The organism is Staphylococcus sp. TE8, assembly GCF_000692055.1.
In the GTDB taxonomy this organism is placed as follows: domain Bacteria; phylum Bacillota; class Bacilli; order Staphylococcales; family Staphylococcaceae; genus Staphylococcus; species Staphylococcus capitis.
The window spans coordinates 694,586-709,497 of sequence record NZ_JMGB01000001.1; the positions used below are offsets into that span (position 1 = coordinate 694,586).

Below are 14,912 nucleotides of genomic sequence, written 5' to 3' on the forward strand. Positions count from 1 at the left end.
CATGGGGTGCTCAGTTTTTTTATGATGAAAATCTATATTTTAATTCTTGATTAAAAATATTTAAATTGCGTAAATGACTTTTTAAATTATTTATTTTGGGAATATGCAAAATAAACAATTTTATTGGAGGTAGTCATGGATAGATTTAAATCAATGAAAGAATTAGAAAACGTAACTGTGGAAAATGAAGATTGGGAAATTGAAACAGATGATAAAGATAGTAATGTATCAATCTTAGCGATTCACGGTGGTGGTATTGAACCAGCTACGACTGAGTTAGCACAAGTGATTGCTGATAAAGGGAATTATAATTATTTTTCTTTTAAGGGACTACGTAGTAAAGGCAATAATGAATTGCATGTTACATCTACAAATTACGATGACCCACAAGCTATTAAAATTGTTGAAAAAAGTGAAAGAGCGATAGCATTGCATGGTTGTAAAGGCGAAGATAGTGTAGCTTATATTGGAGGCAATGATCAGCAACTTATTGATATATTAAGTGATACGTTATCAGATGTAGGTATAAAGGTACAAGAAGCACCGAATACGATGGCTGGGAAGCAAGATGAAAATATTATTAATTTAACTAAGAATAATGCTGGCGTTCAAATCGAGTTAACTTCAAGTCTTAGAAAAGAATTATTTGTGAATAACAAAAGTTCACGTAAAAGTCGTGAAGACCGAGATAACTGGGGTGACTTAATGTACGACTTTGCAGATGCAACAATTAAAGCACTACAACAAGTTTAGTCTTTAGCGTATACTTACTTTATGAATGTTAAAATATGAGTATATGATTGTATAAAAAAAGGAGTGATATTGTAGTGCAAGATACTTTAATGAGTATACAAATAATTCCTAGAACTCCAAACAATGAAGATGTGATTCCTTATGTTGATGAGGCAATTAAAATTATTGATGAATCAGGAATGCATTATAGAGTAGGGCCATTGGAAACAACTGTTCAAGGAGAAATGAGTGAGTGTCTTATTCTAATTCAAAAACTTAATGAGAGAATGGTTGAATTAGAATGTCCAAGTATTATTAGCCAAGTTAAATTTTATCACGTCCCGGAAGGAATTGATATTGAGACATTAACTGGCAAATATGATGAAGAATAAACTAATCATCACATAATAAACTAATGTTAAATTTTTTATAATAGGTTAGAGACAAATTAAGCTTAAAAGGTTTGATTTGTCTCTTTTTATATGTCATTTTTGAAAAATAAAACAAAACGTCTTTTTGCACTTTAACTTTAAATTTAATATAATGTAGTAATGATTATGGGCTTATAGAAAGGATTTTTCAAAGTGAATGAAGAACAAAGAAAAGCTGGTACGATAAACATTTTAGCTGAGCGTGATCGTAAAGCTGAAAAAGACTATAGCAAATACTTTGAACAAGTGTATCAACCACCTAGTTTAAAAGAAGCAAAAAAACGTGGGAAACAAGAAGTACAATATAATAGAGATTTTCATATTGATGAAAAGTATAAAAACATGGGTAACGGTCGTACTTTTTTAATTAAAACGTATGGTTGTCAAATGAATGCACATGATACTGAAGTTATGGCGGGGATATTAAAGGCTTTAGGTTATAGTGCGACAACTGATATTAATCAAGCAGATGTAATTTTAATTAATACTTGTGCTATTCGGGAAAATGCGGAAAACAAAGTTTTTAGTGAAATTGGAAATTTAAAACATCTTAAAAAAGAACGTCCTGATTGTCTAATCGGGGTATGTGGATGTATGTCTCAAGAAGAATCAGTAGTAAATAAAATTCTAAAATCTTATCAAAATGTAGATATGATATTTGGTACACATAACATCCATCACTTACCTGAAATTTTAGAAGAAGCGTATTTATCTAAAGCAATGGTAGTAGAAGTTTGGTCTAAAGAGGGAGATGTTATTGAAAATCTTCCTAAGGTAAGAGAAGGTAGTATCAAAGCTTGGGTTAATATCATGTATGGATGTGATAAATTCTGTACATATTGTATCGTACCTTTCACGAGAGGTAAGGAACGTAGCCGTCGCCCTGAAGATATTATTAATGAAGTAAGAGAATTAGCAAGAGAAGGCTATCAAGAAATTACTTTATTAGGTCAAAATGTAAATTCCTATGGTAAAGATATCGAAGATCTAGATTATGGACTTGGTGATTTACTAGAAGATATATCTAAGATTGATATACCAAGAGTAAGATTTACAACAAGTCACCCTTGGGACTTTACGGATCGTATGATTGAAGTTATAGCAAATGGTGGTAATATAGTTCCTCACATTCACCTACCAGTTCAATCAGGGAACAATGCCGTTTTAAAAATTATGGGTCGTAAATATACTCGTGAAAGCTATCTTGATTTAGTAAATAGAATAAAAACTGCAATTCCTAATATAGCGTTAACAACAGATATTATTGTAGGATATCCTAATGAAACTGAAGAACAATTTGAAGAAACGCTATCGTTATATGATGAAGTAGAATTTGAACATGCTTATACTTATCTATACTCTCAAAGAGATGGAACACCAGCTGCTAAAATGAAAGATAATGTGCCTACTGAAGTGAAAAAAGAACGATTACAAAGGTTAAATAAAAAAGTAGGTGAATACTCTCAAAAAGCTATGAGTAAGTATGAAGGTAAAATCGTTACAGTATTGTGTGAAGGAGCAAGTAAAAAGGATGACACAGTATTAGCTGGTTACACTGATAAAAATAAACTAGTCAACTTTAAAGCTCCTAAAGAAATGATTGGAAAACTTGTTGATGTTAAAATCGATGAAGCAAAACAATATTCATTAAATGGAACATTTGTGAAAGATCATCAAAAGGCAATGGTGGTTCATTAAACAATGTATTCAAAAGAGGATATCTTAAAACATGCAGATATACTAGCGCAACGCATTAATGACCTAGATGTTGTAAAAGATTACCAATCGATTGAACAGCAAATCCATAATAATAAAACAATTGAAAGTAAGATGAAAAGTCTAAAAAATCAACAAAAACAATCTGTCAACTTTCAAAATTATGGGAAAGATACTGCCTTCCGACAATCTGAAAATCAAATTCATCATATTGAAGATGAAATAAATAATTTACCAATAGTCGAAGAATTTCGTTCTGCACAATACGATGCGAATGATTTATTACAAATGATGATCAAAACAATGGAAGATAGACTTAATGAACATAACAAACGAGAGCATAAGGAATAAAAGCTAATTGAGGAGTAAATGCTATGAAAATAAGGAATTTGACTATAACTGCATTTTTAATCGCAATCAACGTTGTATTAAGTAGTCTTATTGTAATACCTTTAGGACCTATAAAAGCAGCGCCTGTTCAACATTTTATTAATGTTTTATGCGCTGTGTTTGTAGGACCGTGGTATGGATTAGCTCAAGCGCTTATTTCTTCAATTTTAAGAATTAGTTTTGGAATAGGTAGTCCTTTTGCTTTCCCGGGTAGTATGATTGGAGTTCTCTTGTCTAGTCTATTCTACATGTATAGAAAACATATTTTCATGGCATCAGTTGGAGAAGTTTTAGGAACTGGTGTCATAGGAAGTTTAATGTGTATACCTTTAGCATGGTTTATGGGAATGGAAGACTTCTTTGTAAAACCATTAATGATAGCGTTTATGGTTTCAAGTGTAATTGGTTCTCTAATTAGCTATATAATACTTATTATTTTAAAAAGACGCGGGTTATTAGATAAATTTAAAAAGAAATAATTAATTATCATGTACGCTTTATTATTAAGGGATTAAATAAATGGGGTAACTCTGTTTAATTCGTATAATAGAGCGTGCTTTTTTATTCACTTTTTGATTAAGCGAGTTACATATTTATATGTTAAAATGTATGAGTTAAAACAGTGCGTAAAAAATTTTAAAAATAGAAAAATTTTTATAAATAAGGGTTGTGAAAATAGAAATGGCGAATGTAACACCGATGATGCAACAATATTTAAAAATAAAATCAGAATATGATGATTGTTTATTATTTTTTAGACTCGGCGATTTCTATGAAATGTTCTTTGAAGATGCCAAAGAAGCCTCAAGAGTACTTGAAATCACCTTAACTAAAAGAGACGCTAAAAAAGAAAATCCAATCCCAATGTGTGGCGTACCTTATCATTCAGCAGATAGTTATATTGAAACCTTAATTAATAATGGGTATAAAGTAGCGATTTGTGAACAGATGGAAGACCCTAAACAAACAAAAGGCATGGTTAAAAGAGAAGTTGTAAGAATTGTCACTCCTGGTACAGTCATGGAACAAGGTGGCGTAGATGAAAAACAAAATAACTACATTCTTAGTTTTGTAAAAGATGAAGAAATAGCACTTAGTTATTGTGATGTTTCTACTGGAGAATTTAAGTCTACGCATTTTCAAGACGAAGCGACGTTATTAAATGAAATAACGACGATAAATCCTAATGAAATTGTTGTTAATGAAGCATTATCTGAAGAACTCAAACGCCAAATTAGTATGACTACAGAAACAATTACAGTACGTGAGACTCTATCAAATGAACAATACGAGACTAATAAGCTTACTCATAATCTAATGTATAAATCTGCACAATTATTACTAGATTATATTCATCATACTCAAAAGAGAGACTTATCTCATATAGAAGAAGTTGTACAATATGCGGCTGTTGATTTCATGAAGATGGACTTCTATGCCAAACGTAATCTAGAACTAACAGAGAGTATTAGACTCAAATCTAAAAAGGGTACTTTACTTTGGTTAATGGATGAAACAAAAACACCAATGGGTGCTAGAAGATTAAAACAATGGGTAGATAGACCTTTAATTAGTAAAGACCAAATTAATGATCGATTAAATATAGTTGAAGAATTCATTAATCGTTTTATCGAAAGAGATACCTTACGTAATTATTTAAATCAAGTTTATGATATTGAAAGATTGGTAGGTAGAGTCAGTTATGGCAATGTGAATGCCAGAGATTTAATTCAGCTCAAGCACTCAATATCAGAAATTCCACATATTAAAGAATTACTTAATGAATTAGATGCTCAAACTACTACTCAATTTAGTGAACTTGAGCCGTTAGATGATCTTTTAGAACTATTAGAAGAGAGTTTAGTAGAAGAACCTCCAATTTCAGTTAAAGATGGTGGATTATTCAAGACAGGTTTCAATGAACAACTAGATGAATACTTAGAAGCTTCTAAGAACGGTAAAAATTGGTTAGCAGAATTACAGGCTAAGGAACGTGAGCGTACAGGTATCAAGTCTCTTAAGATAAGTTTTAATAAGGTTTTTGGTTATTTTATTGAAATCACACGTGCTAATTTGCAAGGATTTGAACCTAGCGATTATGGCTACAATCGCAAACAAACATTATCCAATGCAGAGCGTTTTATTACAGATGAATTGAAAGAAAAAGAAGATATCATTTTAGGTGCCGAAGATAAAGCGATTGAATTAGAGTATCAATTATTCGTTAAATTGCGTGAGCACATTAAAACTTACACTGAAAGGTTACAACAACAAGCTAAAATTATTTCTGAATTAGATTGTCTACAGAGTTTTGCTGAAATTGCGCAAAAATATAATTATGTAAGACCTTCTTTCAGTGATGATAAAACCTTACATTTAGAGAATTCGAGACATCCAGTGGTAGAGAGAGTTATGGATCATAACGATTATGTGCCGAACGATTGTAGTTTAAACAATGATACATTTATTTATCTCATAACTGGGCCAAATATGTCTGGTAAGTCAACTTACATGAGACAAATAGCAATTATTAGCATTATGGCACAAATGGGAGCATACGTACCTTGTGATTCTGCTATATTACCTATATTTGATCAAATTTTTACTAGAATAGGTGCAGCTGACGACTTAGTTTCAGGTAAAAGTACATTTATGGTAGAGATGTTGGAAGCACAAAAAGCGTTAACTTATGCTACAGAAAATAGTTTAATTATTTTTGATGAAATTGGTAGAGGGACATCTACTTATGATGGACTTGCTTTAGCACAAGCCATGATTGAGTATGTAGCACAAACTTCTCATGCTAAAACATTATTTTCAACTCATTATCATGAATTAACTTCACTAGATCAAATGTTACCATGTTTAAAAAATGTACATGTAGCTGCTGATGAATATCAAGGAGAACTGATATTCTTGCATAAAGTTAAAGATGGAGCCGTCGATGATAGTTATGGTATACAAGTAGCTAAATTAGCTGATTTGCCAGAAGAAGTAATAAGTCGAGCTCAAGTAATACTAGATGAATTTGAACAAAAACCATCTAATCAAATTATGCCTAATGAATTACCAAATAATCATACAAATGATGAAAATGTAAAAATTGAGCATCACAATAGTGACGACAAATCAATGATCAAAGATTCATTTGAACAAGCTGCATTTGATTTATTTGATAATAGTGAAGAACAAAGTGAATTAGAATTAGAAATTAAAAATTTGAATTTATCCAATATGACGCCTATAGAAGCACTTGTGAAATTAAGTGAGTTACAGAATCAATTAAGATAGAGGTAGGTGTAAGAAATGGGAAAAATAAAAGAATTACAAACCTCATTAGCTAACAAAATTGCAGCCGGCGAAGTTGTAGAGAGACCCAGCTCTGTAGTTAAAGAATTATTGGAGAACGCAATTGATGCAAAATCCACCGAGATAAATATTGAAGTGGAACAATCAGGTATTTCTTCAATTAGAGTTGTTGATAACGGCACAGGTATTGAGCAAGATGATTTAAGTCTTGTCTTTCATAGACACGCAACAAGCAAATTAGATGTTGATGATGACTTATTCCATATTAGAACTTTAGGATTTCGTGGTGAGGCTTTAGCCAGTATTTCATCAGTATCTAAAGTGACATTAAAAACGTGTACAGATAATGAAAATGGCTTTGAAGTATATGCTGAAAATGGTGAGATCGTTAATCGTAAGCCAGCAAAAGCTAAAAAAGGTACAGACATATTAGTTGAATCCTTGTTCTATAATACACCAGCGCGCTTAAAATATATTAAAAGTCTTTATACAGAATTAGGGAAGATAACTGATATTGTTAATCGAATGGCGATGAGTCATCCTGATATTAGAATCTCTTTAGTGTCTGATGGCAAAACACTAATAAGCACGAACGGTTCAGGTCGCACGAATGAAGTGATGGCAGAGATATATGGAATGAGAGTTGCTAAAGATTTAGTACATATTTCAGGAGATACAAGTGATTATCATCTTGAAGGTTTCTTTGCAAAGCCTGAACATTCAAGAAGTAACAAGCATTATATTTCAATTTTTATTAATGGTAGATATATCAAGAATTTTATTCTTAACAAAGCTATTTTAGAAGGATACCATACATTATTAACTATAGGCAGATATCCAATTTGCTATATCAACATTGAAATGGATCCTATTTTAGTAGATGTTAATGTGCATCCAACTAAGTTAGAAGTTCGTTTATCAAAAGAGGACCAGTTATATGATTTAATAGTTGAAAAAATTAGAGAGGCCTTCAAAGATAGAATTCTAATACCTCAAAATGATTTAGACCGAACACCTAAAAAGAATAAAGTCCTTGAATCATTTGAACAACAAAAAATGGATTTCGAAAAACGAAATTCTGAAGTGACAAATGACGACTTAACAACCGCCCATCCTTCATCTAATAAGGACCATTACAATACTAATGAATCAGAAATTAGAGAAGGTATCAATAATTACCAAGATACAAATACTACTTTATCAAACCATGAAAATGAGCAAGGATTTACCTCTCATAATATACAACGTTCCGAAGAGGATAATTACTCTCAAGTTCAAAAAGACATACTTAATGATATGGAGGACGATTACCTTTTAAATACTGAATCAACCTCTAATAATGAAGAAGATATTAAAGGTACAGTGAGTCAAGATCCTAAGCGACGTGTACCATACATGGAAGTTGTGGGCCAAGTTCATGGAACATATATTATTGCTCAAAATGAAAATGGTATGTTTATGATAGATCAACATGCAGCGCAAGAGAGAATAAAGTATGAATATTTTAGAGATAAAATAGGAGAAGTATCTAACGAAGTTCAAAATTTACTTATACCTCTTACATTTCATTTCTCAAAAGATGAACAAATGATTATTGACCAGTATATAGATGAATTAGATAAAGTTGGAATACACCTAGAGCATTTTGGTGGTCATGATTATATTGTAAATAGTTATCCAGTATGGTTTCCAAAAGCTGAAGCACAGGAAATAATTAAAGATATGATTGAGTTAGTATTAGAAAATAAAAAAGTAGATGTGAAAAAGATAAGAGAAGATGCAGCGATTATGATGTCTTGTAAGAAATCTATTAAAGCTAATCATTATTTAAAAAATAATGAAATGTCAGATTTAATTGACCAACTAAGAGAAGCAGAAGATCCATTTACGTGTCCGCATGGTAGACCAATTATAATCAATTTTTCAAATTATGAATTAGAAAAACTATTTAAACGAGTGATGTAGAGGAGCTGTTATCTTGAAAGAAAATATTTTACCAGCTATTAGGAACATGAGAGATCTTGAAAGATTAACGAAGACGAACTATAAAGCTTGTGTATTGTTAGATATGCATATCGGCCATTTAAAAAGTATTATGGGGTTACTAAAGCAATACAATATAGAGTGTTATATTCATATCGATTTGATTAAAGGATTGAGCCATGATGAATTTGCTTGTGAATATATCATTCAACAATATCAACCAAAAGGTATCGTTTCTACAAAAACAAAAGTGATTAGGAAAGCTAAATCATTAAATACCTTAACGATATTTAGAGTGTTTATTATTGATAGCCAAGCACTTACTAGAAGTATAGAGTTAATTAAAAAAGTCGAACCAGATTTTGTCGAAGTATTACCAGGTATAGCTAGTAAAGCGATTAATCAAATTCAAAAAGAGACTACAACATCAGTCATTGCGGGCGGATTAATCAATGATGAAGCAGAAATTCAAGAAGCCATCTCTAGTGGAGCTAAATATGTTACTACAAGCTATCAAAAGCTCTGGTAGTTACAAATTATGAGTTGTTTAAAGAATGATTTTCTTCTTTGAGCAACTCTTTTTTTATAAAAAATTATCAATAAAACTAAAATATTTAATAAGTGTTTTGGTTATCAATAATATTTCATCACTATTTTTATAATTATAAATACTAATTATGACAATTATTTTACAAAGTTATTGACAACGCTTACAACACAATAGTAAAATTGTATCAAGTTTAATAGTTAATAATAGAACAGAGACTGGGAGATTTCTACGAGCTTAATATCGCTATGGTAGGGGTCTCTCTGTTTTTTGGGAGGAATTTATATGAATGCTTATTTAGCAGAATTTTTAGGAACTGCGATTCTAATCCTTTTCGGGGGTGGCGTATGTGCAAACGTCAACTTGAAGAGAAGTGCAGGCAACAACGCTGACTGGATTGTTATCGCAGCGGGTTGGGGACTTGCCGTGTCAATGGGTGCTTACGCTGTTGGTAAATTCTCAGGTGCACATTTAAACCCAGCTGTAACTATAGCTCTTGCCATGGATGGCGGATTCAGTTGGGCTCAAGTACCAGGATATATCATTTGCCAGATGTTAGGTGGTATCGTTGGTGGTGCACTCGTTTGGTTAATGTATCTTCCACATTGGAAAGTCACAGAAGAACCTGACGTTAAATTAGGCGTGTTCTCTACAGCACCTGGTATCAAAAATTATTTCGCCAACTTTTTAAGTGAGATAATCGGTACAATGGCTTTAACTTTAGGTATTTTATTTATTGGTGTGAATAAAATTGCTGACGGATTAAACCCGCTTATTGTTGGCGCTTTAATTGTAGCAATTGGTTTAAGTTTAGGAGGCCCTACTGGTTATGCAATTAACCCAGCTCGTGACTTAGGCCCACGTATTGCCCATGCAATATTGCCAATTGCAGGAAAGGGTAAATCTAATTGGTCATATGCTATAGTGCCTGTGTTAGGTCCTATTGCAGGTGGTATGCTTGGTGCAGTCATTTACGAAGTATTTTATAAACAAACGTTTAATGTAAGTTGTGCCGTTGGAATTTTAGTAGTAGTAATCACTCTAGTATTAGGGTTGATTTTAAATAAATCTTCCAAAAAAGGTGACATTGAATCAATTTACTAATAGTAACAATATATTAGATAATTATAATTATCGGGATTAAAATTTCTCAATTATGTGTATAGATATAATGGTTGATACTTTATAAATAGTTTTAAAATGTTAACTTTATAAAGCTTATTATTAATCACATCAAAAGGAGTCAAAACCTATGGAAAAATATATTTTATCAATCGATCAGGGAACAACAAGTTCACGTGCAATCTTATTTAATAAAGATGGAGAAATTAAAGGTGTTTCTCAACGTGAATTTAAACAACATTTTCCACATTCAGGTTGGGTAGAACATGATGCTAACGAAATTTGGACTTCAGTTCTTTCAGTAATGGCTGAAGTTATGAATGAAAATGATATTCAATCTGAACAAATTGAAGGTATCGGTATTACTAACCAACGTGAAACAACAGTGGTTTGGGATAAAAATACCGGACGACCAATTTATCACGCGATAGTTTGGCAATCACGTCAAACGCAAGATATTTGTACTGAATTAAAAGATCAAGGTTATGAAGAAACATTCAGAGATAAAACAGGTTTACTACTAGACCCTTATTTTGCAGGAACTAAAGTAAAATGGATTTTAGATAATGTTGATGGCGCAAGAGGGAAAGCAGAAAATGGAGACTTATTATTCGGAACTATTGATTCTTGGTTAGTTTGGAAGTTGTCAGGTAAAGCGGCTCATATCACTGACTATACGAATGCTAGTCGTACTTTAATGTTCAATATTCATGATTTAAAATGGGATGATGAACTATTAGACATTTTAGATGTTCCTAAACAAATGCTTCCTGAAGTTAAAGAATCAAGCGAAGTGTATGCTAAAACTATAGATTATCACTTCTTTGGTCAAGAAGTACCTATTGCCGGTATCGCTGGTGACCAACAAGCTGCATTATTTGGTCAAGCTTGTTTCGACCGTGGTGACGTTAAAAACACTTACGGTACAGGTGGCTTTATGTTAATGAACACTGGTGAAGAAGCGGTTAAATCAGAAAGTGGATTATTAACAACTATTGCATATGGTATTGACGGCAAAGTGAACTATGCGCTTGAAGGTTCAATCTTTGTTTCAGGTTCAGCTATCCAATGGTTACGTGATGGTTTGAGAATGATTAATTCTGCACCTCAAACTGAGAACTACGCTTCACGTGTGGACTCAACTGAAGGCGTTTATATGGTTCCAGCATTTGTAGGCTTAGGTACGCCTTATTGGGATTCTGATGCTAGAGGCGCATTCTTCGGATTAACTCGCGGTACTGAAAAGGAACACTTCATCCGTGCAACATTAGAATCACTATGCTATCAAACACGTGATGTTATGGAAGCAATGTCAAAAGATTCATCTATTGAAGTACAAAACTTACGTGTAGATGGTGGTGCAGTTAAAAATAACTTCCTAATGCAATTCCAAGCTGATATCGTTAATACAGCAGTTGAAAGACCTGAAATTCAAGAAACTACTGCTTTAGGTGCTGCATACTTAGCAGGTTTAGCTGTAGGATTCTGGGACGATAAAGAAGATATTAGAGAACGTTGGAAGCTTGAAACTGAATTTGAACCAAAAATGGAAGATGAACAACGCACTAAGTTATACAAAGGCTGGAAAAAAGCTGTTGAAGCAACTCAAGTATTCAAATTAGAAGATTAAGACAAATTTTTTAAAGGAAAAATGAGCAATAAATGGACTTGATTTTCTTAAATGTGATATACTTTATTTAAGTTAATAAGAAAATCGAGAAACGAGAGATCTGTTCGTACAAAACAATTAAATGTTGTTGTGGGATAGGTGTCTCGTTTTTTATTTATTTCTAGGAGGCGTTTAGATAATGGCATTATCTACATTGAAAAGAGATCATATCAAGAAAAATTTAAGAGAAAATGAATATGACGTTGTTATCGTCGGTGGTGGTATTACAGGTGCAGGTATTGCTCTTGACGCTAGTAACCGCGGTATGAAAGTAGCATTAGTTGAAATGCAAGATTTCGCACAAGGTACAAGTTCTAGATCTACTAAACTTGTTCATGGTGGTTTAAGATATTTAAAACAATTACAAGTTGGCGTTGTTGCTGAAACTGGTAAAGAACGTGCAATTGTTTATGAGAATGGTCCACATGTAACTACACCTGAATGGATGCTGTTACCAATGCATAAAGGTGGTACATTCGGTAAATTCTCAACAGCTATCGGTTTAACAATGTATGATAGACTAGCTGGTGTTAAAAAATCTGAACGTAAAAAAATGTTATCTAGACAAGATACACTAGATAAAGAACCATTAGTTAAACAAGAAGGCTTAAAAGGTGGCGGTTATTACGTTGAATACCGTACTGATGACGCTCGTTTAACTATTGAAGTTATGAAAAAAGCAGCTGAAAAAGGTGCAGAAATCATTAACTATACTCGTTCAGAACATTTCACTTATGATTCAAATAAAAAAGTTAATGGTATCGAAGTATTAGATATGATTGACGGAGAAACATACGGTATTAAAGCTAAAAAAGTAATTAATGCTTCTGGTCCATGGGTTGATGAAGTGAGAAGTGGTGACTATGCACGTAATAATAAACAACTACGTTTAACTAAAGGTGTGCACGTTGTTATCGACCAATCTAAATTCCCATTAGGCCAAGCAGTTTATTTCGACACTGAAAAAGATGGTCGTATGATTTTCGCTATACCTCGTGAAGGTAAAGCATATGTTGGTACAACTGATACTTTCTATGATAACGAAAAAGCAACACCATTAACTACACAAGAAGATAGAGATTATCTCATTGATGCGATTAATTACATGTTCCCAAGTGTTAATGTTAAAGATGAAGATATCGAATCAACTTGGGCAGGTGTTCGTCCATTAATCTTAGAAGAAGGTAAAGACCCATCTGAAATTTCTCGTAAAGATGAAGTTTGGGAAGGTGAATCAGGCCTACTTACTATTGCTGGTGGTAAGTTAACAGGTTATCGTCATATGGCACTAGATATTGTTGACTTATTAGCTAAACGTTTAAAACAAGAACATGGACTTAAATTTGAACCATGTGCAACTAAATATCTTAAAATTTCTGGCGGTGACGTAGGTGGTAGTAAAAACTATCAACACTTTGTTGACCAAAAAGTTGACGCAGCCAAAGGATTTGGTATTGAAGAAGATGTTGCACGTAGATTAGCTAGTAAATATGGTTCTAACGTAGATCATTTATTCAACATAGCTCAAACTGCTAAACAACAAGATAATCATTTACCATTAGAAATTTATGTGGAATTAGTTTACGGAATCCAACAAGAAATGGTTTACAAACCAACTGACTTCTTAGTACGTCGTTCAGGTAAATTATACTTCAATATTCAAGATGTTTTAGATTATAAAGATGCTGTTATTGACGTTATGGCTGATATGCTTAACTATTCAGATGCTCAAAAAGAGTCTTACACTAAAGAAGTAGAAGAAGCAATTGATCAAGCACGTACTGGAAATAATCAACCAGCAGTTAAAGAATAAACATGTTGAATTAAAACGTATGAATATCTAATAAACTACTTGTGAATGTTGGCTCTCGCTTTCATTCATAAGTAGTTTTTTAATTTGCAAATTTTGTGCCATCATTTTCTAAAAATACATGATTAATGAGGGTAATGTTAATATGCAAACGATTTGATTTCATCAATGTCTCACGGTATATTATTTATAAAATGGTTTTAATGAACGCATTGAATTAAACCTAAATTTGAAGTTAGAAAGATCGATCGGGGGCATATGATGTGAGTCAAAGTCAATTTAAAATTACTGTTGAAGATGGAACAATGATTGAAGTTAAAGTTGATAAAGCGAAGAAAAATACTATCGGTATTATTCATCTTTTTCATGGTATGGCTGAACATATGGACCGTTATGACGAGTTAGTAAATGCGTTGAATATACAAGGATACGATGTTTTAAGACACAATCATCGTGGTCATGGTAAAGATATTGATGAAGTTGAACGGGGTCACTTTGAGAGTATGTCTCAGATCGCTGATGATGCGTATGAGATAGTTGAAACACTATATGGTACTGAATTTAAAGTTCCTTACGTTGTCCTTGGACATTCTATGGGCTCTATTATTGCAAGATTATTTGTTATGAGATACCCAGAATTTGCAGATGGATTAATATTAACAGGTACTGGCATGTTCCCGAAATGGAAGGGTGTTCCGGCGACTTTCGCTTTGAAACTCATTACGATGATCTTAGGAAAACGCCGTCGAGTAAATTGGGTGAATAAATTAGTTAATAAATCATTTAACAAACGAATAGACAATCCCTTAACTGAAAGTGATTGGATATCTACAAGACGTGATGAGGTAGAGAAATTTGTTAAAGATGAATACTGTGGTTTCAAAGTATCTAATCAGTTAATTTATCAAACTGTAAAATTTATGATGCTAACAATAGAACCTAAATGTCTAGATAAACTTAACAAACAATTGCCAATTTTATTGATTTCAGGAAAAGAAGATCCATTTGGTGATTATGGAAAAGGAATCAAACAATTAGGTAAATTATATAAAAAATCAGGTATTAAGCACATTACTGTACAGCTATATAAAAATAAAAGACATGAAATTTTATTTGAGGACGATTATCAAACAACGTGGCAACATATGTTTGAATGGATAGAGAAACAAATTTTAAAGAAAAATAAAGTGAGTGAATAACGAA

12 protein-coding genes are annotated in these 14,912 nt (G+C 32.4%); all 12 read left to right on the forward strand.

The window, feature by feature from the left end; all coding sequences use genetic code 11:
* The first annotated feature begins 135 nt into the window (after positions 1-135).
* The 12 genes from CM54_RS03345 (at position 136) to CM54_RS03400 (ending at position 14,908) form a co-directional block, all read left to right on the forward strand.
* Positions 136-753, forward strand: coding sequence for a poly-gamma-glutamate hydrolase family protein (locus tag CM54_RS03345; protein ID WP_037548879.1), 618 nt, complete (start codon positions 136-138; stop codon positions 751-753).
* 74 nt (positions 754-827) lie between these two features.
* Positions 828-1,124 carry a thiamine-binding protein gene (locus CM54_RS03350; RefSeq protein WP_002437018.1) on the forward strand — a complete coding sequence of 99 codons (297 nt, stop codon included), beginning with the start codon at positions 828-830 and terminating at the stop codon, positions 1,122-1,124.
* Between the two features lie 192 nt (positions 1,125-1,316).
* Positions 1,317-2,861: a tRNA (N6-isopentenyl adenosine(37)-C2)-methylthiotransferase MiaB gene (gene miaB / locus CM54_RS03355; protein ID WP_037548882.1), complete on the forward strand. Its 1,545-nt coding sequence runs from the start codon at positions 1,317-1,319 to the stop codon at positions 2,859-2,861.
* A gap of 3 nt (positions 2,862-2,864) precedes the next feature.
* Positions 2,865-3,230 carry a RicAFT regulatory complex protein RicA family protein gene (locus CM54_RS03360; RefSeq protein ID WP_023350366.1) on the forward strand — a complete coding sequence of 122 codons (366 nt, stop codon included), beginning with the start codon at positions 2,865-2,867 and terminating at the stop codon, positions 3,228-3,230.
* Between the two features lie 23 nt (positions 3,231-3,253).
* Complete coding sequence (gene thiW / locus CM54_RS03365; protein ID WP_037548885.1) at positions 3,254-3,748, forward strand: energy coupling factor transporter S component ThiW; 495 nt, start codon at positions 3,254-3,256, stop codon at positions 3,746-3,748.
* 202 nt (positions 3,749-3,950) lie between these two features.
* The gene (gene mutS, locus CM54_RS03370) at positions 3,951-6,560 is read left to right on the forward strand and encodes a DNA mismatch repair protein MutS (protein WP_002470018.1); all 2,610 of its coding nucleotides are present in this window, start codon (positions 3,951-3,953) and stop codon (positions 6,558-6,560) included.
* Positions 6,561-6,575: 15 nt separating this feature from the next.
* Positions 6,576-8,543: a DNA mismatch repair endonuclease MutL gene (gene mutL / locus CM54_RS03375; protein ID WP_037548887.1), complete on the forward strand. Its 1,968-nt coding sequence runs from the start codon at positions 6,576-6,578 to the stop codon at positions 8,541-8,543.
* Between the two features lie 13 nt (positions 8,544-8,556).
* Positions 8,557-9,090, forward strand: a complete 534-nt coding sequence (locus tag CM54_RS03380) for a glycerol-3-phosphate responsive antiterminator (RefSeq protein ID WP_002433652.1) — start codon at positions 8,557-8,559, stop codon at positions 9,088-9,090.
* A 303-nt stretch (positions 9,091-9,393) separates the two neighbouring features.
* Positions 9,394-10,212, forward strand: a complete 819-nt coding sequence (locus tag CM54_RS03385) for an MIP/aquaporin family protein (protein ID WP_002433839.1) — start codon at positions 9,394-9,396, stop codon at positions 10,210-10,212.
* 148 nt (positions 10,213-10,360) lie between these two features.
* Positions 10,361-11,860 carry a glycerol kinase GlpK gene (glpK, locus tag CM54_RS03390; protein WP_037548889.1) on the forward strand — a complete coding sequence of 500 codons (1,500 nt, stop codon included), beginning with the start codon at positions 10,361-10,363 and terminating at the stop codon, positions 11,858-11,860.
* Between the two features lie 178 nt (positions 11,861-12,038).
* Complete coding sequence (locus CM54_RS03395) at positions 12,039-13,712, forward strand: glycerol-3-phosphate dehydrogenase/oxidase (RefSeq protein WP_002470050.1); 1,674 nt, start codon at positions 12,039-12,041, stop codon at positions 13,710-13,712.
* 260 nt (positions 13,713-13,972) lie between these two features.
* Positions 13,973-14,908 (forward strand): alpha/beta hydrolase, encoded by a 936-nt coding sequence (locus CM54_RS03400; protein ID WP_037548892.1) that lies wholly within the window; start codon positions 13,973-13,975, stop codon positions 14,906-14,908.
* The last annotated feature ends 4 nt before the right edge of the window (positions 14,909-14,912 follow it).